Source organism: Pantoea sp. X-Soil-ISGK-355 (assembly GCF_059730805.1).
The window spans coordinates 2,983,895-3,005,462 of the sequence record NZ_AP035971.1 but is presented as its reverse complement, the minus strand read 5'-3'; the positions used below and the strand labels follow the sequence as shown (position 1 = coordinate 3,005,462).

Here is a 21,568-nt window from a genome sequence, read left to right as displayed (position 1 = left end):
AATTATCCCCATATCATTTTGTGCCAGGCGGCGTAGAGTGAACACAGGAGGTCAACATGACACTGAAATATGTAATCGTTCAACAGCCTGCCACCACCGCACAGCTGTTTCTGCTCTATCACGGCGTTGGCGACAACCCGGATTCAATGGGTGAGATTGGCAACTGGTTTGCGAAAACTTTTCCCGACGCGCTGGTGGTTTCCGTCGGTTCACCCGGCGTGGTTCGTCAGTGGTTTGGCGAGACTGACCTGCACGATCAGACTATCCAGCAGCGGGTTGATGCGGCAATGCCGCAGTTTGTTGCGTCGGTGCGTCACTGGCAGAAAAAGAGCGGCGTGCGGCCGGAAGCGACAGCCTTAATCGGTTTTTCGCAGGGCGGCAGTATGGTGCTGGAAGGGGTTAAAGCCCATCCGGACCTGGCAGGTCGCGCAGTGGTGTTTAATGGCCGATTTATTACCCTGCCGGAAAAGGCCACTACCCGCACCACGATTCACCTGATCCACGGTGATTATGATGAACAGATCCCGCTTCACCATGCCCGGGAGGCGGAACAGCGGCTGACCGCCTGCGGTGGCGACGTGACACTCGATATCGTTGACGATCTGGCGCATGCCATCGATCACCGCAGCATGGAGCTGGCGCTGAATCATCTGCGCTATACGGTGCCAAAACGCTACTTTGATGAGGCGTTAAGCGGCGCAAAACCGGGTGACGATGACGTTATCGTGATGATGTAAAAAAGCCCCTGCAGTGCAGGGGCTTTTTCATTTACTTCTTCTTCGGCCAGTTGTCGTCGTCATCCCATTTATCGTTGAAATCACGATGCGGTGGCAGGTCAGGTTTGTTATCCATAAATTTTTTGTGATCGATGCGTTTCAGATCTTTATAAACATTCATCAACACACCAACCATCAGCAGGATCACCAGGATCCACCAGTAATCTTTAATAAATTCCATTTGATGCTCCTTAACATCGCCGTCAGGCGATCAGTTGTTCCATGATGCGCTGGTACATCCGGCTCAGCATCTGCAGGTCGGAGGCTTTCACACACTCATTGATTTTGTGAATGGTGGCATTCACCGGCCCCAGCTCCACCACCTGCGCGCCCATCCGGGCTATAAACCGGCCATCAGAGGTGCCGCCCGTGGTCAGCAGCTGCGGCTTAATTTCATTATAGTGCGCTACAGCTTTCACTACGGCATCCACCAGCTTACCGCGTGAGGTCAGGAAGGGCTGACCCGAAAGTTTCCACTCGATTGTATAACGCAGCTGATGACGATCCAGCAACTCTGCGACCCGCTGACGGATCATCTCATCGGTGAGTTCGGTGCTGAAGCGGAAGTTGAACTGCACAAACAGCTCGCCGGGGATCACATTGTTGCTGCCGGTGCCCGCCTGGACATTAGCAATCTGCATGCTGGTGGCCGGGAAGAACTCATTTCCCTGATCCCACTCCGTCGTGACCAGCTCAGTCAGCGCAGGCATCGCCCGGTGAACCGGATTATCCGCCAGATGCGGATAGGCGACGTGGCCCTGCACACCGTGTACCGTCAGGTTGGCGGTAATTGAGCCGCGCCGGCCATTCTTCACCACGTCACCGACGACTTCCGTGCTGGAAGGCTCGCCGACCAGGCAATAGTCCAGGCGTTCGCGACGCGCCATCAGCCGCTCAACCACTTTAACCGTGCCGTTGGTCCCACTGGCCTCTTCATCAGAGGTAATCATAAAGGCGAGGCGGCCCCGGTGATGGGGACGCACCGCCACAAAACGTTCGGCGGCCACCACCATGGCCGCCAGCGAGCCTTTCATATCAGCCGCGCCACGGCCAAACAGCATGCCATCGCGGATGGTCGGTTCAAATGGCGGGTTGATCCAGCGACTGGCATCGCCAGGCGGCACCACATCGGTGTGACCGGCAAACGCCAGCGTTTCACCTTCACCACGGGTGGCCCAGAAATTCAGGGTATCGTCGATGTTCATCGTTTCAATCTTAAAGCCAATGGCTTCAAGACGGGCGATCAGCAGAGCCTGACATCCGGCATCATCGGGGCTGAGAGAGGGGCGACGAATAAGCTGCTGCGTCAGCTCAATGACCGGGCAAAACATATTATGACTTCTCCTGAATAGCATTCTGATAGGTGGCTTCGCTGAAACCGGCGAGCAGGGAGCCATCCGGGGTGCGCAACAGCGGACGCTTAATCATGGCGGGATGCGCCAGCATCAGCGCCCTGGCGCTGCTGGCATCGTTAACCGCTTCACGATCAGCCTCGGGCAGTTTACGCCAGGTCGTGCCGCGTGTGTTAATCAGGGCTTCATAGCCCAGCGCATCGATAAATTCCTGCAGCAGGGCATCGCTCAGGCCATCGGCACGGTAGTCGTGAAAGTGATAATCAATACCTGCATCTGTCAAAAAGCGCCGGGCTTTTTTTATGGTGTCGCAATTTTTAATCCCGAACATCACCCACTGCGTGCTCATTGCCCGATCCTTATTGTCCTGTGAGAAGAGAAAGCTGAAAAAAGCAGCCAAAGCGCGAGTTTAGCATAGTGTAATCGGTTGCGGCATCCGCGCTGGCGCGGGAATCAGGCCGGGTATCCTGCATGCCGTCTCTTAATTTCCCCTCGGGTAAACGCTATCAATTGCGCAGGCAATTATTATCCTGCTTATCGATGCGTGCTTAAGAATTTCGCCATGTTGATAAAATAGTCTACCGCTGGGCTTAAAATAAATTATTTTCAATGAGGTTAAGGAGTTGCTGAAATGTGCGTCAGCTTCCAGAATCAGCAACATTCATGTTTTTGTGAGGCTTGCCGATAGGTATAACAGGTGTAAACGTATTCACCTGCTTAAAAAAAGCGCGTAATATTGTCAGCACAATAAGAGAGGGCATTATGATTGACACTGAAATGGGAACCTGGAAAGAATTTATCGAAGCGATGTTACGCAACAAGTAATACGCTCAGAAAAAAGCAGGTCATTCCCACTTGCTGGAATTCTTACCACACACAGAAATAAAGCGGCCACTGAGTTCAGTGGCCGCTTTTTATTTAGCGTTAGTCGTGCAGTTTCTCTTTAAGCGGGAAGCGACGGCGGACCAGCACAAAGAACAGCGGCACAAAAAAGATCGCCAGCAGCGTGGCGGAGATCATCCCGCCCATCACGCCGGTTCCCACGGCGTGCTGGCTGCCGGAACCTGCACCGCTACTGATTGCCATCGGCAGCACCCCAAAAATAAAGGCCAGCGAGGTCATCAGAATCGGCCGCAGACGCTGACGCGATGCCTCCAGCGTGGACTCCACCAGTTCACGGCCTTTGCTGTTAATCTCATTAGCAAACTCAACAATCAGGATGGCGTTTTTGGCGGATAGCCCCACGACCGTCAGCAGGCCAACCTGGAAATAGACATCATTCTCCAGCCCGCGCATCCAGGTGGCGATAAGCGCGCCCACCACACCCAGCGGCACCACCAGCATTACCGAGAACGGGATCGACCAGCTCTCATACAGCGCGGCCAGGCAGAGGAACACCACCAGCAGCGAAATCGCATAAAGCGCTGGAGCCTGCGAGCCGGAGAGCCGTTCCTGATAAGAAGCACCGGTCCACTGGAACCCGACACCCAGCGGCAGCGCATTGACCAGCTTTTCCATTTCATCCATCGCCGTACCGCTGCTGACGCCATTCGCCGCTTCGCCGACAATCTCCAGCGACGAATAGCCGTTGTAACGTTCAAGGCGTGGTGAACCGGTCTCCCAGCGGCTGGTGGCAAACGCGGAGAAGGGCACCATTTTGCCGCTGCTGTTGCGCACGTACCACTTGTTGATGTCGTCCGGCAGCATGCGGAATTCGGCGGCGGCCTGCACATAGACCTTTTTTACCCGCCCCCGATCCAGGAAGTCATTCACATAGCTGGAGCCCCACGCGGTAGTCAGGGTGTCGTTGATGGTGTCCAGCGACACGCCCAGCGCCTGCGCTTTGCGGGCATCCACATCAATCTGCAGCTGCGGGCTGTCATCCAGTCCATTGTGCCGTACCCGCGATAGCGACTTATCGTTGCCCGCCATCTCCAGCAGTTTGTCGCGCATCGCCATCAGTTGCGTATGACCGATACCCGCGTGATCCTGTAGCTGCATGTCAAAGCCGGAGCTGCTGCCCATGCCGGTAATGGCGGGCGGACTGCTGGCAATCACCCGCCCCTCTTTAATTTTCTGAAACGCCTGAGTCGCACGATCGATAATGGCGAATGAGGTGCGATCGGCACCTGGCCGATTTTCCCAGTCTTTCAGCCGCACAAACAGACGTGCCACATTCTGCCCATTGCCGCCCGGGCCGGCCCCGATGGTAGAGAACACCGACAGCACGTTGGCCTTCTCCTCAGTGAGATAATAGTGTTCAACTTTCGCGACCACGCTGTCGGTTTGCTCAAGCGTTGCGCCCGCCGGAAGCTGAACCTGAGTCAGGAAGACGCCGCGATCTTCCAGCGGCAGAAACGAGGTTGGCAGACGCAGAAACAGAAACGCCATCAGGCCGATAATGCCGAGATAGAGCAGCAGCCAGCGACCGCCCCTGCGCAGAATGCCTGCAACGCCGCGCTGATAGCGGTCAGCATTGCGATTGAAGTGACGATTGAACCAGCCGAAGAAACCGCGACGCTCAGGCTGCTCGCCCTTCACCACGGGGTTCAGCAACGTGGCACACAGCGCCGGTGTCAGGATCATCGCGATCAGCACCGACAGCACCATTGCCGAAACAATGGTGATGGAGAACTGACGGTAAATCGCGCCGACGGTACCGCCAAAAAATGCCATCGGCACAAACACCGCAGAGAGCACCAGCGCGATACCAACCAGTGCGCCCTGAATCTGGCCCATCGATTTTCGCGTGGCGGCACGCGGCGAGAGCCCCTCTTCGTGCATGATACGTTCGACGTTCTCCACCACGACGATGGCATCGTCTACCAGCAGCCCTATCGCCAGCACCATGGCAAACATGGTCAGGGTATTGATACTGAACCCGCAGGCATAGAGCACGCTGAAGGTACCGAACAGCACGACCGGCACGGCAATGGTCGGGATTAACGTGGCACGGAAGTTCTGCATAAACAGGTACATCACGCCGAAGACCAGCACGATCGCCTCCAGCAGCGTCTTCACCACATCGGTGATCGACGCTTTAACGAACGGCGAGGTTTCATAGGCAATTTTCGCTTCCAGACCGTGCGGGAAGTAGTGCGACAGCTCCTCTATACGTGCACGGACCAGCTTATCGGTGTTCATCTCGTTGGCACCGGACGCAAGTTTTACGCCCAGGCCTGACGCGGGCTGGCCGTTATAGCGGCTCAGATAATCATACTTCTCCGCGCCCAGCGCCACGGTGGCGACATCACCCAGCGTCACCACAGAACCGTCGGGATTGTTCTTCAGCGTAATGGCCCGGAACTGCCCGGGGGTCTGCAGCATCGACTGGGCATTCACCGTCGCGTTCAGCGCCTGCTTCTCTACGGATGGCAGACCACCGACCTGACCCACGGCAACCTGAGTGTTCTGCGACTGAATTGCACTGACCACATCGTCGGTGGTCAGCGCGTAGGCGATCAGTTTGTTAGGGTCGAGCCAGATGCGCATCGCGTATTGCGAGCCGTAAGCGTCTACCTGGCCGACACCATCAATACGGCTCAGCGGGTCCTGAATATTACTGGCGACATAGTCTGAAATATCCTGCTTATCCATACTGCCGTCGGTTGAGACGAAAGCGACCATCAGAATATTGCTGTCACCGGTTTTATTGACCGTCACGCCCTGCGACTGAACCGCCTGCGGCAATTTGCGCAGCGCTGACTGCAACTGGTTCTGAACCTGCTGACGGGCTTCATCGGGATTGGTCCCGGCGGTAAAGGTGAGGGTGATCTGTGCCTGACCCGTGTTGCTGCTGTTCGAGGACATGTACATCAGATTATCGATGCCGGTCATGTTCTGCTCGATAACCTGAGTAACGGTGTTCTCCAGCGTCTGGGCGGATGCGCCGGGGTAGTTGGCGGTGATGCGCACGTTGGGTGGTGCCAGATCGGGATACTGTTCAACAGGCAGCGAAATAATCGAAAGCGTGCCGCACAGGCACAGCAGAATCGCCAGAACCCAGGCAAAGATGGGACGGTCGATAAAGAAATTCGACATTAAATCGACACTCCTCAGGGACTTTCATAAGCGTTCAGGCCCACCGGCAACGGGCGCACTGGCCGACAAACCGGATGGTTTTTGCCACGATTTTCCGCCGCCATTTACTCTACGTGCGGCAGCGGGGGAAATCGTGGAGAAATTGAGGAGAAAATGTAAATTCGTTGGCTATTTGCGGCTTTCAAGCCACATTACCGTGGCAGCGACGCGTGAGCGGACATCCAGCTTACGCAGCAGGTTGCGGATATGCACTTTTACGGTCTCTTCAGAAATGTGCAGAATAGCCGCAATCTCTTTGTTCGACAGGCCGCGCGCCACCTCCTGCAGCACGTCGCACTCGCGCCCGGTGAGCTGACGCAGGGGATCGGCACTGTGCTGGCGATTAGCCAGATAACGGGCCACGCCTTCACTGAAGACCTTTTCACCCTGCGATGCCTGCAGAATATGCCCCAGCAGGATTTCCGGCTCGCTGTCCTTAAGCAGATAGCCATCGGCACCCGCATCCACCATGGCGAAGATATCACTGCGGGCATCAGAGACCGTCAGGACCAGAATGCGTGAACTGATCCCTTCATGGCGCAACGCCTTCAGCGTATCCAGCCCGGACATACCTTTCATATTCAGGTCGAGCAGAATAATATCGGGTTCCTGACGGCGGGCCTCGGCCAGCGCTTCCGTGCCGTTGTTGGCTTCTGCGATGACCTCAAGTCGGGGATCCAGCGCCAGCAGCTGACGAACACCGCGGCGCATCAGCGGATGGTCATCCACAATCATCAATGTTAATGCGGGCTGTTGCATAGGTTCTCCATTTCATCGGCTTCAGGCGGCGGCAGAAGAGCAGAGCTGGCACCATAGAGGTCCGTACCCGCTGGCCTGCGCGCTGAGACCGATAGATTATCTGAATAAGTTAACATCACGTCGGGCGCTTTATGTCAGTGAGCGCGCCGGTTGCGGTGGAAAGCGCAGTTCGACCCGGGTGCCCCGTTGCTGAGTGTGAATCGTCAGATTGCCACTCAGGCGCTGGGCACGCTCTGTCATAATCGTCAGACCGTAATGGCCCGCGGGTTCGTCAGTGCTGTTCATTCCCACCCCGTCATCCGTAATTGTCAGTAAGTGCTCACCTTGTTCGCTGTGCTGATAATCCACCCGAATCACCTGCGCGCTGGCGTGACGGATGGCATTCAGCAGCGCCTCACGGGCAATCTGCAACACATGCACCTGCTGTTGTGCCTCAAGACTCTGCAGGCCGGTCTTATAGTTAAAGTGTATCTCTGCGCCGCTTTTTTCCTGCAACGAGGCGATCATCGCCTGCATCGCCGCCACCAGATCCGCCTGCTCAATGGTCAGGCGGAAGGTGGTCAGCAGCTCACGCAGCTGACGGTAGGCATCGGCCAGCGCCTGATCGAAGTCAGCGATAATCGCGTGGGCGGCGCTGTCATCCTTATCCACAGTGCGGCGCAGCAGGGTCAGCTGAATACGTAAAAACGAGAGCGACTGGGCCAGCGAGTCATGTAATTCCCGGGCAATGGTGGCGCGCTCTTCAATCAGCAGCATCTGCTGATATTGCTGCTGTGCCTGCCAGATCCAGATTGCCCGTCCCAGCATCGCCGCCAGGCTGCGCATCAGCTCATTGGGATACGTAACGCCAGCCGACTGCCAGCGCAGTTCGCCAATCTGTTGATCGTCCTGCTGTAACGGCAGACGCTGCCACTCACCGTCAGCCTGAGCATCCCCCGCGCAGAACTGAAACTGGTCGCTGTCCAGCCGGATCGCTGTCAGTTTTTCGCGCGTCAGCACAGTGGTTAACACTGCCTCAAACAGTGCCGGATGCAACGGGCTGGCCGTCAGCATCTGCGAGCTGTCGTAAAGCAGTGACAGCGTGCGATTCGCCTGGGTTAAGTCTTCCGTTTTCGCGCGTACCGTACTTTCCAGTAGTTGATAGTGCGAATGCAGACGCGCCGCCATGCCGCTGAAAGCATGCGACAGTACCCGCAGTTCATTCTGCTGCTCAACGTGCAGCGGCGGAAAAGCAAAGTTGCCGCTTTCGACGTAGCGACTGGCCGTGACCAGCGCATTAAGTGGCCGCACCACCTGCAGCCGGGTAAAGCGAATCGTCATCAGTGCCAGCACGACAATAGCAATGACACCTGCCAGGCTGCTGGCCGCCACCAGACGCATTTTCAGCTCGGTATAGCGCTGCAAACCCAGTACAAAGCGATCAATTTCACCGACGTAGATCGGCACCTGCTGCTGGTATGCCACGGTATCACCCTGCTGCAACTGCTGCTGCAGGGAAGGCCATGCAGCGCGCAGTCGCTGATAGCGAGCGCTGACTTCGCGTGGTACCCAGGGCCGATCCAGCTTTTGCAGCACCGGGGCATCCAGCGTTTGCTGATAGAGCGTCAGGTGATGCGCAAGATTTTGTGGCTGACGGCTGGCGTCCCATGCCATGCGATAGCTCTGCATGCGCAGGGATCCCGCCAGATTGATCGCCTCCGCATCGCGCTGACTGCTGAGCAGCGTGACTAAGGCGAGACCGGTGGTGAGCAGCGACAGCAGGACAATGGCGCTGAGCGCCTTAGCGATGCTTTGAGTAACGGAACGTTTAACAATCACATGGATGGCCCTGTTGAAAGTGCGGGAATTATAAGAGCGCAATAACGTAACGCAAATGATCCTTCCCCTGTTTATCGCACAGGCGGTTACACATCGCACATAAAATGACCACAACTGACAGTTCCCAGGATGGGCTACCGATTTGTGGTTAAAAAAGGAACAGGTTTACATCGTCCCGATGTTGCTTTTCATTGCAACGCTAATAATTCATCCAGTCATCAGCTCAACCCGATCACAGATTAAGGAGCATCCAATGAAAAAGCTGAATGCTGTACTGGCGGGCGCATTATTGGCTACCGCTTCCTTTACCGCTTTTGCTGCTGCGCCGGTCGACCGGTCACAGGCTCAGAACATGCAGAGCATCGGCAGCGTGTCAGTCTCCGGCGTTCGCGGCTCACTGGACGATGCGAATCGCCAGTTGTCGCAAAAAGCGGAAGAGATGGGCGCCAGCCATTACCGCGTTATCGGCGTCGATAACCCAGGCGACTCCAGCCTGTGGAGCGGCACCGCAGAGATTTATCGCTAACCCAACCCTCCTGTTTCCATCCCTGTAGCTTTTACCGGCCTGAAAATGGCCGGTTTTTTTGTTTTTGTGCATCAGGATGGATTCTTACAAATCAGCCTGTGCATCTGCCCGGTATATTTTGCTTCGTTCTTGCAGAACGGGTAGGATTCATCGCCGTAAATTCCCGCGCTGCCTGGCACTCACTCACAGGCAAACGCATAGAGGAAAATACCCCATTTCACAAGGCATTACGCCCGAAACGGGGATGCGACGACTGATAGTCAGGACAAACAGGAATGCTATGAAATCTAAAAACAAAACCCCAGGCGAGATGCGCGCTGCGAAACGACGCTGGCTCAACTCTCATGACGCCGGCTACCAGAAGGCGATGGGTAACCGTCACGTACAGATGATTGCGATCGGCGGTGCCATCGGTACCGGTTTGTTCCTGGGCGCAGGTGGCCGTTTGCAGGCTGCTGGCCCCGCTTTAGCCATCATCTATCTGGTGTGTGGCATCTTCTCCTTCTTTATTCTGCGTGCGCTGGGCGAACTGGTATTACACCGTCCCAGCAGCGGCAGCTTCGTCTCCTATGCCCGTGAATTCCTGGGCGAGAAAGCCTCTTATGTGGCGGGCTGGATGTACTTCGTCAACTGGGCGATGACCGGCATCGTTGATATCACCGCCGTCGCGCTCTACATGCACTACTGGGGCGCGTTTGGTGATGTGCCACAGTGGGTCTTCGCCCTGGGCGCGCTGGCGATTGTCGGCACCATGAACATGATTGGCGTTAAGTGGTTTGCCGAGATGGAGTTCTGGTTCGCGCTGGTAAAAGTGCTGGCGATTGTCATCTTCCTGGTGGTGGGCGTGGTATTCCTTGGCACCGGCAAACCGCTGGATGGCAACAGCACCGGCTTCCATCTGATCACCGATAACGGTGGCCTGTTCCCGCACGGTTTACTGCCAGCACTGGTGCTGATTCAGGGCGTAGTGTTCGCCTTTGCCTCTATCGAACTGGTGGGTACGGCGGCCGGCGAATGTAAAGACCCGAAAACCATGCTGCCGAAAGCAATCAACAGCGTGATCTGGCGTATTGGCCTGTTCTATGTCGGCTCTGTGGTGCTGCTGGTGCTGCTGCTGCCATGGAACGCTTATCAGGCGGGTCAGAGTCCGTTCGTGACCTTCTTCTCGAAGCTGGGCGTGCCTTACGTTGGCAGCATCATGAATATCGTAGTGCTGAGTGCGGCGCTTTCCAGCCTGAACTCCGGCCTCTACTCGACCGGGCGTATTCTGCGCTCCATGTCGATGGGTGGCTCTGCGCCGAAATTCATGTCAAAGATGAACAGTCAGCAGGTTCCTTATGCCGGTATTCTGGTGACCGTCGCCGTCTATGTGATTGGTGTGGTGCTTAACTACTATGTGCCTTCTCAGGTGTTTGAGATCGTCCTGAACGTTGCCTCGCTGGGCATTATCTCCTCCTGGGCCTTTATCGTGGTTTGCCAGTTGCGTCTGCGCAAAGCGATCAAAGAGGGCAAGGCGGATGATGTCAGCTTCAAGCTGCCAGGCGCGCCGTTTACCTCGTGGCTGACGCTGCTGTTCCTGTTCAGTGTGCTGGTGCTGATGGCGTTTGACTACCCGAACGGGACGTACACCATCGCCTCCATTCCGCTGATTGCGGTATTACTGGTGCTGGGATGGTTTGGCGTGCGTAAGCGCGTTCACGCCATAGCTGAGACCGAACAGGATCATCACGAAGAAGAGCCTCAGCCGACCCGCCTGGCTGACGACACGTCAAGCTGATAAGTTTTGCAGCAATCAGGCCAGCCTCCGGGCTGGCTTTTTTTTGCCCGCAAATCGACACGTTACGACAAGAATTAGGATAGTTTTCCCGTAAGCCCCCCTCTATGATGAAAAGCTCCCTTTATGCGGTAGTGGAGTCCTCATGTCGTTTAAGATCACTATCATCAAAGATAAGCTCCTGTCTGAAAACTGGTTTGTGCTGCGTAACTACACCTATGAGATTACCGATCGTCGTGGCGAGGTTATCCGCCATAAACGCGAAGTCTACGACCGCGGAAATGGGGCGACTATACTGCTCTACAACCGTGAAAAGAACAGCGTGGTCCTGACACGCCAGTTCCGTATTGCGACTTACGTCAACGGTAACGACGACGGCATGTTAATCGAAGCCTGTGCGGGCTTGCTGGACGACGACTCTCCGGAAGATTGCATTCGCAAAGAGGCGATTGAAGAGACCGGTTATGCGGTGGGCGAGGTGGAAAAACTCTATGCCTGCTATATGTCGCCGGGCGGCGTCACTGAATTAATCCACTTTTTTGCAGCGGTTTATAATGAATCGCTGCGCGACAATGCGGGGGGCGGCGTTGAAGATGAGTCGATCGACGTGCTGGAATTAAGCTTTCCGGATGCGCTGGCAATGGTCGCTGAGGGTCGCATTCGTGACGGCAAAACCATCATGCTGCTTCAGCATGCACAGATTGCGGGCTGGCTGACGCCATAAAACCGTGCCAGTAAGCCTGTTGCCGCGTGCCGGCATTGAGGGAGAGTGGTGAGAGTTAATCCACTTTATGTGCGCTTTTTAAGCAGTTAACTGCGCTTTTTGCACAGGTTCACAGATTGTAAACCCTGGCAGGCCCGTTGATGCGCTATTCTCTCCACTCTGGGTATTCGGGGATCGATCTTCTTAATGTCGTATTGGATGAAATCGTTTTGGCTGTTGCCGTCTCTGTGGGTTGCCTCTGTTCAGGCGGAACCGTTGCAAAAGTCATTCAACGACTGGCAAATTACCTGTAACAATGAAGCCTTTTGCGTGGCGCGGAATATTCCGGGGGACAAAGGGCTGGTGATGACGATTTCGCGGCATGCGGGCGTCAACGATCGCCCCTTGCTCCGAATAGACTATGGCAGCGCCTACAGTGGTGCGCTGCCGGGTGGCCCGCTACAGGATAACCTGCTGCTCGATCAGCGCCGGCTTAAACCCGACCTCAAACACTGGACGGTAGAGCCGCATCATCTCGCCACCAGCAATGCTATCGCCATTGATGAATTTTTTGATCTGGTGATGGAGGCCAAAAACCTGCAGCTCACTTTTGATCCCAATGCGCTGATCTCCCTGCGCGGCATGAAGGCCGCGCTGTTGTTGATGGATGACACTCAGGGACGGGTCAACAGTATGAGCGCGTGGATCAAACGTGGCGACAGGGCCAGCTGGGATGTCCCGCCACCGCCTGCACTGCCGCCGCTGCCGCCTGCGGTCAGGTCACCCGCTGCACTGACGCGCGATGAGACCAGCGGATTAATTGACTACGGCACCTGGCGGGTTAATACCGACGCCTGCTCACTCGATCCGCTGCGCCGTGAAGTCAGCGTGGCGCCACTTACCGACCAGCGCGCGCTGCTGCTGGTGAGTTGTGAAATGGGTGCATATAACGTGATCGATCTGGCGTTTGAAGTGACACGCAGTCCGCCCTATGTGGCGCGTGGGATCACCCTGACTCTGCCGTTCACCCCGCCAGGCGCCAGCGATCGTCAGCTTGAGCTGATTAACGCCGAATATGACGCGGCCAGCGGTCAGCTCTACACGTTTGGTAAGGGCCGTGGATTAGGCGACTGCGGCAGGGCGACACGCTGGCAATTTGATGGCACACATTTTGTGTTAGCGGAATATGCGGAAGAGTCGACCTGTGATGCCTGGCATAGCAGTGATGACTGGCCAACCCTGTGGGTCAGCCAGTCTGACGGTGGCGTACAGCAGCGTTAACGAATGACCTGCACCATCATCGGTGAGCCAAGCTGGTTGCCGACCAGTTCGGCCAGCATATTATTCACACCGTCGCTCATCGGCGTAAAGCGGGTCAGCGGCGAACGCGTCACCACCACAAAAACCCCCACGTTATGCTGCGGCACCATCGCCATATAGGTGATGAATCCGCCGCCGCCGCCGGTTTTCTGAATGATACCGGGACGACCACTTTTCGGTCCCATGTAGACCCAGCCCATGCCCAGCGCATCCGCTTTACCCGGCACATCCATGCCTTCGACTTTAGTGAGCTGGTCGCGGCGATAGATCAGCGTCTGCAGGCGATCGATCTGCGGCGTGCGATGGTTAACCGACGAGTTCAGGAACTGCTGCATCCAGCGGCCCATATCATCCGGTGTTGAGTAAACCCCGCCGCTGCCAATCGCGGCCAGCGTGTTATTACACGGACTGGCCCCTTTTTCGGCCACCATCAGGCGTCCGCACTGCTCAGGCGATGGCGTAAACGTGGTGTCCTTCATGCCGAGCGGACGGGTAATCAGCTGCTGAAACAACGCCGGATAGGGTGTTCCACTGGCACGTGACAGCGCATCGCCCAGCAGATCGTAGCCCAGGTTGGAATAGGCGGCACTGCTGCCTGGTGCGGCTTTGAGGTTCGCGCGCGCCAGCCATGCCCAGCGTTCGCTCTTCGTTGGCCAGACAAACACCGGACGCTGCGCTTTGCCGCCTGGCTGCTCGCGCGGCAGTCCACTGGTGTGGGTTGAGAGATTAATCAGGCGAATCGGCTGGCCATTGTAAGTGGGCACCCGTGCACCCGGCGGCGCATATTTACTCAGGGGATCGTCAAGGCGAATCTGTCCGCGCTCAGCCATTTTTACCATTACTTCACTGGTCATCAGCTTACTCAGCGAGGCGATGCGAATCAGCGAATCTTTCTGCGGACGGACATTGTTGCCGGGACGGGTTTCACCAAAGCTGGCGAACACCCGCTGATTGCCATCAATTGCCACCAGTGCCATGCCGGTTGCACCGCTGCCGTAAAAGATATGTTCCGCATAGCGATCAACAATCTGAGAGGCCAGCAGCGGATCGGGCGCGACCTGCGCCATGCTTTTTAATGGAAGCAGTGAAACCATCAGGGCCAGTAAATAGGGTGTGCGCATGTTCAACGGAAGTGGCTTCGCTATAAAATCGGAGGAAATCTGCCTTCACTCATCGGGATGCATCAGGTCCGAACCGCGTTATCCCGGCAGAACAACAGCAGGGAAAGACGGACAGCCAGCGCACAGGCAGCATTAAGTATGACGGCTCTATAGTAATGAGTTTGCGCAGGGCGGGAAGGGGGGGAATGGAGTTTTTTTTATGTATCAGGCTATATGTGGAAATGGCCCTTCCCGGTGAGCCGGGAAGGGCATAAGCATTAAACTGGCTTGAGTAATGCTTCAGCGTGGCTGACGATATTCTCAACCGTGAAGCCAAACTCCGGGAACAGCTGACTGGCCGGGGCGGATTCACCAAAGGTGGTCATACCGACAATCGCACCGTCCAGACCGACATACTTGAACCAGTAGTCCGCAATACCCGCTTCTACCGCCACACGCGCTTTCACGCCGCTCGGCAGTACGGATTCGCGGTAAGCAGCATCCTGCGCATCAAACAGGTCAGTTGAAGGCAGTGAAACCACCCGCACCTTGTGACCGCCTGACGTGAGCTTATCCGCTGCACCCAGGGTGATCTCAATCTCTGAACCGGTCGCGATAAGAATCACGTCTGGTGTACCGTCGCAATCCTTCAGCACGTAGCCGCCGCGTTTGATGTTTTCGATCTGCTCCGGGGTACGTTCCGGCTGCAGCAGATTCTGACGCGAAAGGATTAGCGCTGTCGGGCCGTGATGACGTTCGACGGCGGCTTTCCACGCTACAGCCGTTTCGACCTGATCGCACGGACGCCATACGCTCATGTTTGGCGTCAGACGCAGGCTGGCGATCTGCTCTACCGGCTGGTGCGTCGGGCCATCTTCACCCAGACCGATGGAGTCATGGGTGTAGACCAGAATCTGGCGTGCCTTCATCAGTGCAGCCATACGCGCGGCGTTACGCGCATATTCGACAAACATCAGGAAGGTTGCGGTGTAAGGCACGAAACCACCATGATGCGCGATACCGTTGCCAATTGCCGTCATACCAAATTCACGCACGCCGTAGTGAATGTAGTTACCCGCAGGATCCTCTTTGATCGATTTAGAGCCTGACCAGATGGTGAGGTTACTCGGCGCCAGGTCAGCGGAACCGCCAAGGAATTCCGGCAGCATTTTGCCGTAGGCTTCCAGTGAGTTCTGAGATGCTTTACGGCTGGCGATTTTCTGCGGATTAGCCTGCAGATCCTGGATGAAGCGGGTCGCTTCGGTTTCCCATGTGGCAGGCATTTCGCCATTCATACGGCGCTCATACTCTTTCGCCAGCTCGGGATGGGCCTCTTTATAAGCCGCAAACTTCGCATCCCAGGCTTTTTCGCGTTCAGCACCCGCTGCTTTGGCATCCCACTGCTGGTAGATTTCAGCCGGGATTTCAAATGCCGGATAGTTCCAGCCAAGCTGTTTACGGGTCAGCGCCACTTCGGCCTCGCCCAGCGCTGCGCCGTGCGATTCCTCTTTACCGGCTTTGTTCGGTGAACCGAAACCGATAATGGTGCGGCAGATAATCAGTGAAGGCTTATCGGTGACGCTCTGCGCTTCTTTGATCGCCTCGCGGATAGCATCAGCGTCATGGCCGTCGATGTCGCCGATCACATGCCAGTTATATGACTCAAAGCGTTTATGCGTATCGTCGGTAAACCAGCCTTCGGTTTCGCCATCAATCGAGATGCCGTTGTGGTCATAGAAGCCGATCAGTTTGCCCAGACCCAGGGTGCCCGCCAGAGAACAGACTTCGTGCGAGATCCCTTCCATCAGACAGCCATCGCCCATAAACACATAGGTATGGTGGTCAACGATTTCATGGTCCGGACGGTTAAACTGTGCAGCCAGCGTGCGCTCAGCAATCGCCAGGCCTACGGCATTAGCCAGACCCTGACCCAGTGGGCCGGTGGTGGTTTCAACGCCAGGCGTATAACCGATCTCCGGGTGGCCTGGGGTCTTAGAGTGCAGCTGACGGAAATTTTTCAGTTCTTCAATCGGCAGGTCATAACCGCTCAGGTGCAGCAGGCTATAAAGCAGCATGGAGCCGTGGCCGTTGGAGAGGATAAAGCGGTCACGATCAAGCCAGGCGGGATTGGTCGGATTATGCTGGAGGAAGTCGCGCCACAACACTTCGGCGATATCGGCCATACCCATCGGCGCACCGGGGTGGCCTGAATTTGCCTTCTGAACCGCATCCATGCTCAGTGCACGAATCGCGTTTGCCAACTCTCTGCGTGAGGACATAAAGTTCTCCCTTGTTATGCATCAGGGCGGGAACGTCCCGCCCGATTAAAATAAAGACTACAGGCGTGCGGCGAGCACATCTTCCAGCTTCTGCTGGTCAACCGCGAACTGGCGGATGCCGTCAGAGAGTTTTTCGACTGCCATTGGATCCTGGTTATGTTCCCAGCGGAACTCCGCCTCGGAGAGCGGTGACGGCTGATGGAAGCCTTCGGTAGAAGGTTCCAGTTTTCGTTCCAGCGGCGCATCGCTGTTCTGCAGCTCTTCCAGCAGGTTCGGCGACAGCGTCAGGCGATCGCAGCCGGCCAGCGCGATAATCTGCTCCACTTTACGGAAGCTGGCGCCCATGATGATGGTGCTGTAACGGTGCTTTTTGTAGTAGTCATAGATACGACGCACAGATTTTACGCCTGGATCTTCATCCGCCACGTAGGGTTCCAGTGGCTTGCGTGAGTTATACCAGTCGTAGATACGGCCAACGAACGGAGAGATCAGGAACACGCCCGCTTCGGCACAGGCACGCGCCTGCGCAAAGGAGAACAGCAGCGTCAGATTACAGTGGATGCCGTTTTTCTCCAGCTCTTCCGCTGCACGGATGCCTTCCCAGGTCGAGGCCAGCTTAATCAGTACGCGTGAGCGATCGATGCCATGCTCTTCATACATCCGAATCAGTTTTTCTGCTTTGGTGACACACATGCCACGATCGAAGGAGAGGCGCGCATCCACTTCGGTCGAAACACGGCCCGGTATGCTTTTCAGGATTTCCATACCGAGGTTGATCGCCACTTTGTCGCTTGCATTGATAATCTGCGTCTCTTTGCTGCCGCCCTGTTTTTTCGCGTACTCAATCGCGTCATCCATCAGGTGCTTATACCCTTCCAGACCGGACGCTTTCAGAATAAGTGAAGGGTTGGTGGTGGCGTCTTCCGGGTGGTAATTACGAATCGATTCGATATCACCACTGTCCGCCACCACGGTGGTGAACTGTTTTAGGGCTTCTAGCTGGTTCATCTCTAAACTCCTTGAAAAGAAAAATGAAAGCGAACAGGGTGCACCTCAGGCCTCGCAGCCGGTCTGTGGCATGTTCTGCTACCGGTAACGCGAACCCATAACATTGCAACAGAGACTTTCTGATGAAAATGCGGTTTCTCTGATTGTTGCGCTGCGAGGCGGTGAGAAGGAGCCGTCATGCGGTTTTTACCGTGGGGTGCGCCATATTCCATCCTTAAGCATAGCAGTCAGGACGAATGACGCAGGTAACACTGTAGCAATCTGTGCCCTGTGAAACGGAACGGGTCTGTCGGGAGAAAGGTAAGCGCAGCGCGGGTTGCGGGCCGCGCTGCAGCGGGAGAAGCGATCAGACCGGGAGGTTCAGCCAGTTTTTTACCGGCAGGAAATCGCGATAGAGCGCAGCTTCTGGAGAGTCGGCATCGGGCTGATAATCATATTCCCAGCGCACCAGCGGTGGCATCGACATCAGAATCGATTCCGTACGGCCGCCGGTCTGCAAACCAAACAGCGTGCCACGGTCCCACACCAGATTGAACTCCACATAGCGACCACGGCGGTAGAGCTGGAACTGGCGCTCACGATCGCCCCACGGGTGATCTTTACGGCGCGCCACAATGGGCCGATAGGCATCCATAAAGCCGCGGCCTACTGCCTGCATAAAGCTGAAGCTCTGCTCAAAGTCGGGCGTGTTGAGATCGTCAAAAAAGAGGCCGCCAATGCCGCGCTGCTCATCACGATGCTTCAGATAGAAGTAATCATCACACCACTTTTTATAGCGCGGATAGACATCCTCGCCAAAGGGCTGACAGAGATTAGCGGCTGTCTGATGCCAGTGCAGCGCATCTTCTTCAAAGCCATAAAACGGCGTCAGGTCAAAGCCGCCGCCAAACCACCAGACCGGATCGGCCCCCGGTTTCTCTGCGATAAAAAAGCGCACGTTGGCGTGGCTGGTCGGCACATAGGGATTATTCGGGTGGATCACCAGCGACACGCCCATCGCTTCAAAGCTGCGACCGGCCAGCTCGGGCCGGTGCGCGGTCGCTGATGCCGGCATCTGATCGCCATGCACATGCGAAAAGTTGACGCCTGCCTGCTCAAACACCGCGCCGTTGCGCAGGACGCGGCTCTGACCACCGCCGCCGCCAGGGCGCTGCCAGCTATCTTCAGCAAACTGTGCGCCGCCATCTTCAGCCGCCAGCTGGTTACAAATCTCATCCTGCAATGCGAGCAGGAACGCTTTTACGCGGGAAATATCAGCCATCTTTTCGCTTATCGTTTATCAAAGTCTGACGCGATTATACGCAAAAGCGCGCCGCTTGTATGGGCGCGGCGCGTTGCACGACGCAAACCGGCCAGATGAATCAGGCATTGCGGCGGTCAAACTCATCGAAGTAGTTGACGATGCCGCTGGCAATAGCCGAAGCAATTTTCTGGCGAAATGCGATGGTGCCGAGCAACTGCTCTTCACGTGGATTGGTAATAAAAGAGGTTTCGACCAGCACTGAGGGAATCGACGGTGACTTGAGCACCGCGAAGGCCGCCTGCTCGGTGTGCTGGCTGTGCAGATGGTGCACCGGGCGGATCTGATCCAGCACGTGCTTGCCCAGTGTCAGGCTGTTCTTGATGGTGTCGGTCTGTACCAGGTCGAACAGAATCTGCTGCAGATAGTGATCCTGCTGCTGAGCTTTTACGCCGCCCAGTTTGTCCGCATCGTTCTCCCGCTGTGAGAGATAACGTGCCATCGAGCTGCTGGCACCACGGTTAGAGAGCGCAAATACCGAGGCGCCACTGGCATCGGGGCTGGTAAAACCGTCGGCATGAATCGACATAAAAAGATCGGCACCGTGCTGGTGGGCGATTTCCACCCGCTGATAAAGCGGAATAAAGTGATCACTGTCGCGCGTCAGTCGCACTTCAATGCGCGGATGGCTCTGCAGCTGGCGCTGCACGTTACCGGCAATCTCCAGCACGATGTGTTTCTCTTCAGAACCCTCTTCGCCAACGGCACCCGAGTCGATGCCACCGTGGCCGGGATCGATCATTACAATACGTTTACCGTTTTTCGCGGGCGGGTCAGGGCGTGCATGACGATTTGCCCCGGTAAGGCCCGACTGCTCTTTAGCCTGAATCGCACGCGGCGATAAAATGGCCAGAGCCAGCCCGGAAAGAAGTAACTGACGACGATGAATCAAACGTTTAAGCAGCTGCATGTACGGGTCCGGTAACAGGAATCTTGCCGGTGTTATAGCCTAAGGCTCTGTTGCCTGCGATCACAGAACCATTTCAGGGCATTACTTTGTATTGCAGGTCGCGAACAGAAAATTCGCGCTTTTTTATTTTCCGCCGGCCATCGAGGGTTGCGTGCAGCAGAGAATGCGTGATAATCAGCAAATTGTGCTTATCTGCAGGTAATTAAGATGGAAATCCGCGCCTTCCGCCAGGAAGATTTTGAAGAAGTGATCACCTTATGGGAACGTTGCGATTTGTTACGGCCATGGAACGATCCGGAGCTGGATATCGAACGCAAAATGAATCACGACCCCGATCTCTTTCTGGTCGCTGAAGTGGGCGGCGTGGTCGTTGGCACGCTGATGGGCGGTTACGATGGTCATCGCGGCGCGGCTTACTATCTGGCCGTGCATCCCGACTATCAGGGACGCGGCTTTGCGAATGCGCTGATGAACCGTCTGGAGAAGAAGCTTATCGCACGCGGCTGTCCGAAACTGCATCTGATGATCCGTGAAGAAAATGATCAGGTGGTGGCGTTCTATGAGAAGCTCGATTATGAGCCGGTCGATGCGCTGCTGTTTGGTAAACGTCTGATCGAAGACCGTGAATACTAAGCCGTCACCGGGCTATCTGCCGGACGAGTATGACGCCAGAGGGCAGCTGCGGCTGCCGTTTCTTTTTTGGCTGATCCTGTTACTCCAGGCGCGGACCTGGCTGCTGCTGGTGATGGCCGGGGCGTCACGGCAGCAGGGCAACGACCTGCTGGCACTCTTCTATCCGGATCGTCGGACGTTCTGGATCGGTCTTGCGCTGGGTTTACCGGCACTGGCGGCCCTGCTGCTGACCGGATATCGCACCCGCCTGCCGCGACTCTGGCAGCACTGGCGCAGCGTGCTGGCGCTGTCGCTGCTGGTGAATCTGCTCTGGCAGGGCTGGCAGTTTGTGCAGGGCGATCTGCTCACCTCACCGCTGCCATTGCTGCTGACGTTGTTTGACCTGCTGGCGCTGATCTGGCTGCAATCCAGCCGCCGCTGTCGCGACTGCTTTCTGCCCGAACATCATCTTCACTAAACTTTTTGTCGCTTTGCGACTCCAATCAGTTCCGCCTTTCCGGCATCGCATTTACAGGAGTTCTCATGAAAGCTGTTCGTTCCACGCTACTGATCGCCGCCGTTGTACTAAGCGGCTGTGCCAGTTCGGGTTCCGGCGCTGACAGCAGCCAGCAGGCAAGCTGGTGGAATCCGCTGACTTATCACTGGTCTTCGGCGCTGCCGTGGAACTGGTTCGGTTCCTCGCTGACCGCGACTGAACAGGGGGTGGGCGGGGTAACTGCCTCGACCGCCATGAAAGAGGACGCGATTAATGCCGGACTGAACGGTGACTATAGCCTGCGTCAGGGCATGCGCAGTCAGAACGGTCAGGTGGTCTCTTTCTGGCAGGCGCTGGATGATGGCAACGTTAAGCTGGTGATTTACGGGCAGTCGCAGGTCGAACGTATTGAGGTGATGGACAGTGCGATTGCCAGCAGTGACGGCAGTAAAGTGGGAGACGCCTTCAGTAATAAGTTCAGCAAAGCCTTCGACAACTGCACCTTAGCCAGCGGCACCGATGCGCGTGACGTGGCGTGCCGTGCGCCAGGCAGTCAGCATCTGACCTATATCTATCAGGGTGACTGGCACGGTCCGGAGGGCTTAATGCCCTCTGACGATACGCTGAAAAGCTGGAAAATCAGCAAGATTGTCTGGCAGCGTTAATCCTTTTCTTCAGCGTGCTGCCCCTCAGGCAGCCGCTGACGCCTCTTAAAACTCCTGCCCGCACGGGCTGCCCGCGGTTCCGCTCCTCTA

At 56.3% G+C, this 21,568-nt stretch carries 20 protein-coding genes; 9 read left to right on the top strand and 11 right to left on the bottom strand.

From position 1 onward, the window contains the following. Positions 1-56: 56 nt before the first annotated feature. On the top strand, positions 57-737 hold the full coding sequence (gene ypfH / locus AC6I8J_RS13770) for an esterase (RefSeq protein ID WP_161736415.1): 681 nt from the start codon (positions 57-59) through the stop codon (positions 735-737). 31 nt (positions 738-768) lie between these two features. On the opposite strand, the gene AC6I8J_RS13765 is transcribed toward ypfH, so the two are convergent. Genes AC6I8J_RS13765 through AC6I8J_RS13755 form a run of 3 tightly spaced genes read right to left on the bottom strand, consistent with a single transcriptional unit; the run spans position 769 to position 2,477 of the window. Then, positions 769-957 carry a YpfN family protein gene (locus AC6I8J_RS13765; protein WP_003848800.1) on the bottom strand — a complete coding sequence of 63 codons (189 nt, stop codon included), beginning with the start codon at positions 955-957 and terminating at the stop codon, positions 769-771. Between the two features lie 22 nt (positions 958-979). After that, positions 980-2,107, bottom strand: a complete 1,128-nt coding sequence (gene dapE / locus AC6I8J_RS13760) for a succinyl-diaminopimelate desuccinylase (protein WP_497825480.1) — start codon at positions 2,105-2,107, stop codon at positions 980-982. A gap of 1 nt (position 2,108) precedes the next feature. Then, positions 2,109-2,477 carry an ArsC family reductase gene (locus tag AC6I8J_RS13755; RefSeq protein WP_161736417.1) on the bottom strand — a complete coding sequence of 123 codons (369 nt, stop codon included), beginning with the start codon at positions 2,475-2,477 and terminating at the stop codon, positions 2,109-2,111. Positions 2,478-2,890: 413 nt separating this feature from the next. Between AC6I8J_RS13755 and ypfM the strand changes: the two genes are divergently transcribed. Continuing rightward, positions 2,891-2,953 (top strand): protein YpfM, encoded by a 63-nt coding sequence (gene ypfM / locus AC6I8J_RS13750; RefSeq protein ID WP_376747919.1) that lies wholly within the window; start codon positions 2,891-2,893, stop codon positions 2,951-2,953. 99 nt (positions 2,954-3,052) lie between these two features. Here ypfM and acrD read toward each other — a convergent pair whose 3' ends face one another. From acrD to narQ, 3 genes are all read right to left on the bottom strand, one after another. Further along, positions 3,053-6,169: a multidrug efflux RND transporter permease AcrD gene (gene acrD / locus AC6I8J_RS13745; RefSeq protein WP_497825479.1), complete on the bottom strand. Its 3,117-nt coding sequence runs from the start codon at positions 6,167-6,169 to the stop codon at positions 3,053-3,055. Between the two features lie 168 nt (positions 6,170-6,337). After that, positions 6,338-6,967, bottom strand: coding sequence for a response regulator (locus AC6I8J_RS13740; RefSeq protein ID WP_161736419.1), 630 nt, complete (start codon positions 6,965-6,967; stop codon positions 6,338-6,340). A 129-nt stretch (positions 6,968-7,096) separates the two neighbouring features. Then, positions 7,097-8,785 (bottom strand): nitrate/nitrite two-component system sensor histidine kinase NarQ, encoded by a 1,689-nt coding sequence (gene narQ / locus AC6I8J_RS13735; protein ID WP_497825478.1) that lies wholly within the window; start codon positions 8,783-8,785, stop codon positions 7,097-7,099. 253 nt (positions 8,786-9,038) lie between these two features. Between narQ and AC6I8J_RS13730 the strand changes: the two genes are divergently transcribed. The 4 genes from AC6I8J_RS13730 (at position 9,039) to AC6I8J_RS13715 (ending at position 13,069) form a co-directional block, all read left to right on the top strand. Then, positions 9,039-9,311 (top strand): YdgH/BhsA/McbA family protein, encoded by a 273-nt coding sequence (locus AC6I8J_RS13730; protein WP_161736421.1) that lies wholly within the window; start codon positions 9,039-9,041, stop codon positions 9,309-9,311. 280 nt (positions 9,312-9,591) lie between these two features. Further along, positions 9,592-11,088, top strand: coding sequence for an L-asparagine permease (ansP, locus tag AC6I8J_RS13725; RefSeq protein ID WP_497825477.1), 1,497 nt, complete (start codon positions 9,592-9,594; stop codon positions 11,086-11,088). 142 nt (positions 11,089-11,230) lie between these two features. Further along, a complete protein-coding gene (nudK, locus tag AC6I8J_RS13720; RefSeq protein WP_161736423.1) occupies positions 11,231-11,809 on the top strand; it encodes a GDP-mannose pyrophosphatase NudK in 579 nt (192 codons plus the stop codon). Positions 11,810-11,995: 186 nt separating this feature from the next. Next, complete coding sequence (locus AC6I8J_RS13715; RefSeq protein ID WP_161736424.1) at positions 11,996-13,069, top strand: DUF1176 domain-containing protein; 1,074 nt, start codon at positions 11,996-11,998, stop codon at positions 13,067-13,069. Here AC6I8J_RS13715 and ampH read toward each other — a convergent pair. From ampH to amiA, 5 genes are all read right to left on the bottom strand, one after another. Then, complete coding sequence (gene ampH, locus AC6I8J_RS13710) at positions 13,066-14,229, bottom strand: D-alanyl-D-alanine-carboxypeptidase/endopeptidase AmpH (protein WP_202605073.1); 1,164 nt, start codon at positions 14,227-14,229, stop codon at positions 13,066-13,068. The two genes, AC6I8J_RS13715 and ampH, sit on opposite strands and share 4 nt — an antisense overlap. A gap of 257 nt (positions 14,230-14,486) precedes the next feature. Then, complete coding sequence (tkt, locus tag AC6I8J_RS13705; RefSeq protein WP_253419594.1) at positions 14,487-16,487, bottom strand: transketolase; 2,001 nt, start codon at positions 16,485-16,487, stop codon at positions 14,487-14,489. 57 nt (positions 16,488-16,544) lie between these two features. After that, on the bottom strand, positions 16,545-17,495 hold the full coding sequence (tal, locus tag AC6I8J_RS13700; protein ID WP_013358671.1) for a transaldolase: 951 nt from the start codon (positions 17,493-17,495) through the stop codon (positions 16,545-16,547). A gap of 346 nt (positions 17,496-17,841) precedes the next feature. Next, a complete protein-coding gene (hemF, locus tag AC6I8J_RS13695; protein ID WP_260059570.1) occupies positions 17,842-18,756 on the bottom strand; it encodes an oxygen-dependent coproporphyrinogen oxidase in 915 nt (304 codons plus the stop codon). 100 nt (positions 18,757-18,856) lie between these two features. Next, positions 18,857-19,705, bottom strand: coding sequence for an N-acetylmuramoyl-L-alanine amidase AmiA (gene amiA, locus AC6I8J_RS13690; RefSeq protein WP_497825476.1), 849 nt, complete (start codon positions 19,703-19,705; stop codon positions 18,857-18,859). Positions 19,706-19,912: 207 nt separating this feature from the next. On the opposite strand from amiA, the gene AC6I8J_RS13685 reads away from it, so the two are divergent. The 3 genes from AC6I8J_RS13685 to AC6I8J_RS13675 all read left to right on the top strand — a co-directional run bounded on the left by AC6I8J_RS13685 (position 19,913) and on the right by AC6I8J_RS13675 (position 21,478). Next, positions 19,913-20,338, top strand: a complete 426-nt coding sequence (locus AC6I8J_RS13685; protein WP_003848834.1) for a GNAT family acetyltransferase — start codon at positions 19,913-19,915, stop codon at positions 20,336-20,338. Beyond that, a complete protein-coding gene (locus tag AC6I8J_RS13680) occupies positions 20,328-20,795 on the top strand; it encodes a DUF2919 family protein (RefSeq protein ID WP_497825475.1) in 468 nt (155 codons plus the stop codon). Before AC6I8J_RS13685 ends, AC6I8J_RS13680 begins: the two co-directional genes overlap by 11 nt. A gap of 65 nt (positions 20,796-20,860) precedes the next feature. After that, the gene (locus tag AC6I8J_RS13675; RefSeq protein ID WP_222925152.1) at positions 20,861-21,478 is read left to right on the top strand and encodes an RpoE-regulated lipoprotein; all 618 of its coding nucleotides are present in this window, start codon (positions 20,861-20,863) and stop codon (positions 21,476-21,478) included. Positions 21,479-21,568 lie beyond the last annotated feature (90 nt).

Bases quoted from the DNA above. Each gene is read 5' to 3' on its own strand.
- ypfH (WP_161736415.1), top strand. From the start codon at position 57: ATGACACTGAAATATGTAATCGTTCAACAGCCTGCCACCACCGCACAG.
- AC6I8J_RS13765 (WP_003848800.1), bottom strand. From the start codon at position 957: ATGGAATTTATTAAAGATTACTGGTGGATCCTGGTGATCCTGCTGATG.
- dapE (WP_497825480.1), bottom strand. From the start codon at position 2,107: ATGTTTTGCCCGGTCATTGAGCTGACGCAGCAGCTTATTCGTCGCCCC.
- AC6I8J_RS13755 (WP_161736417.1), bottom strand. From the start codon at position 2,477: ATGAGCACGCAGTGGGTGATGTTCGGGATTAAAAATTGCGACACCATA.
- acrD (WP_497825479.1), bottom strand. From the start codon at position 6,169: ATGTCGAATTTCTTTATCGACCGTCCCATCTTTGCCTGGGTTCTGGCG.
- AC6I8J_RS13740 (WP_161736419.1), bottom strand. From the start codon at position 6,967: ATGCAACAGCCCGCATTAACATTGATGATTGTGGATGACCATCCGCTG.
- AC6I8J_RS13730 (WP_161736421.1), top strand. From the start codon at position 9,039: ATGAAAAAGCTGAATGCTGTACTGGCGGGCGCATTATTGGCTACCGCT.
- ansP (WP_497825477.1), top strand. From the start codon at position 9,592: ATGAAATCTAAAAACAAAACCCCAGGCGAGATGCGCGCTGCGAAACGA.
- nudK (WP_161736423.1), top strand. From the start codon at position 11,231: ATGTCGTTTAAGATCACTATCATCAAAGATAAGCTCCTGTCTGAAAAC.
- AC6I8J_RS13715 (WP_161736424.1), top strand. From the start codon at position 11,996: ATGTCGTATTGGATGAAATCGTTTTGGCTGTTGCCGTCTCTGTGGGTT.
- ampH (WP_202605073.1), bottom strand. From the start codon at position 14,229: ATGCGCACACCCTATTTACTGGCCCTGATGGTTTCACTGCTTCCATTA.
- tkt (WP_253419594.1), bottom strand. From the start codon at position 16,487: ATGTCCTCACGCAGAGAGTTGGCAAACGCGATTCGTGCACTGAGCATG.
- tal (WP_013358671.1), bottom strand. From the start codon at position 17,495: ATGAACCAGCTAGAAGCCCTAAAACAGTTCACCACCGTGGTGGCGGAC.
- hemF (WP_260059570.1), bottom strand. From the start codon at position 18,756: ATGGCTGATATTTCCCGCGTAAAAGCGTTCCTGCTCGCATTGCAGGAT.
- amiA (WP_497825476.1), bottom strand. From the start codon at position 19,705: ATGCAGCTGCTTAAACGTTTGATTCATCGTCGTCAGTTACTTCTTTCC.
- AC6I8J_RS13685 (WP_003848834.1), top strand. From the start codon at position 19,913: ATGGAAATCCGCGCCTTCCGCCAGGAAGATTTTGAAGAAGTGATCACC.
- AC6I8J_RS13675 (WP_222925152.1), top strand. From the start codon at position 20,861: ATGAAAGCTGTTCGTTCCACGCTACTGATCGCCGCCGTTGTACTAAGC.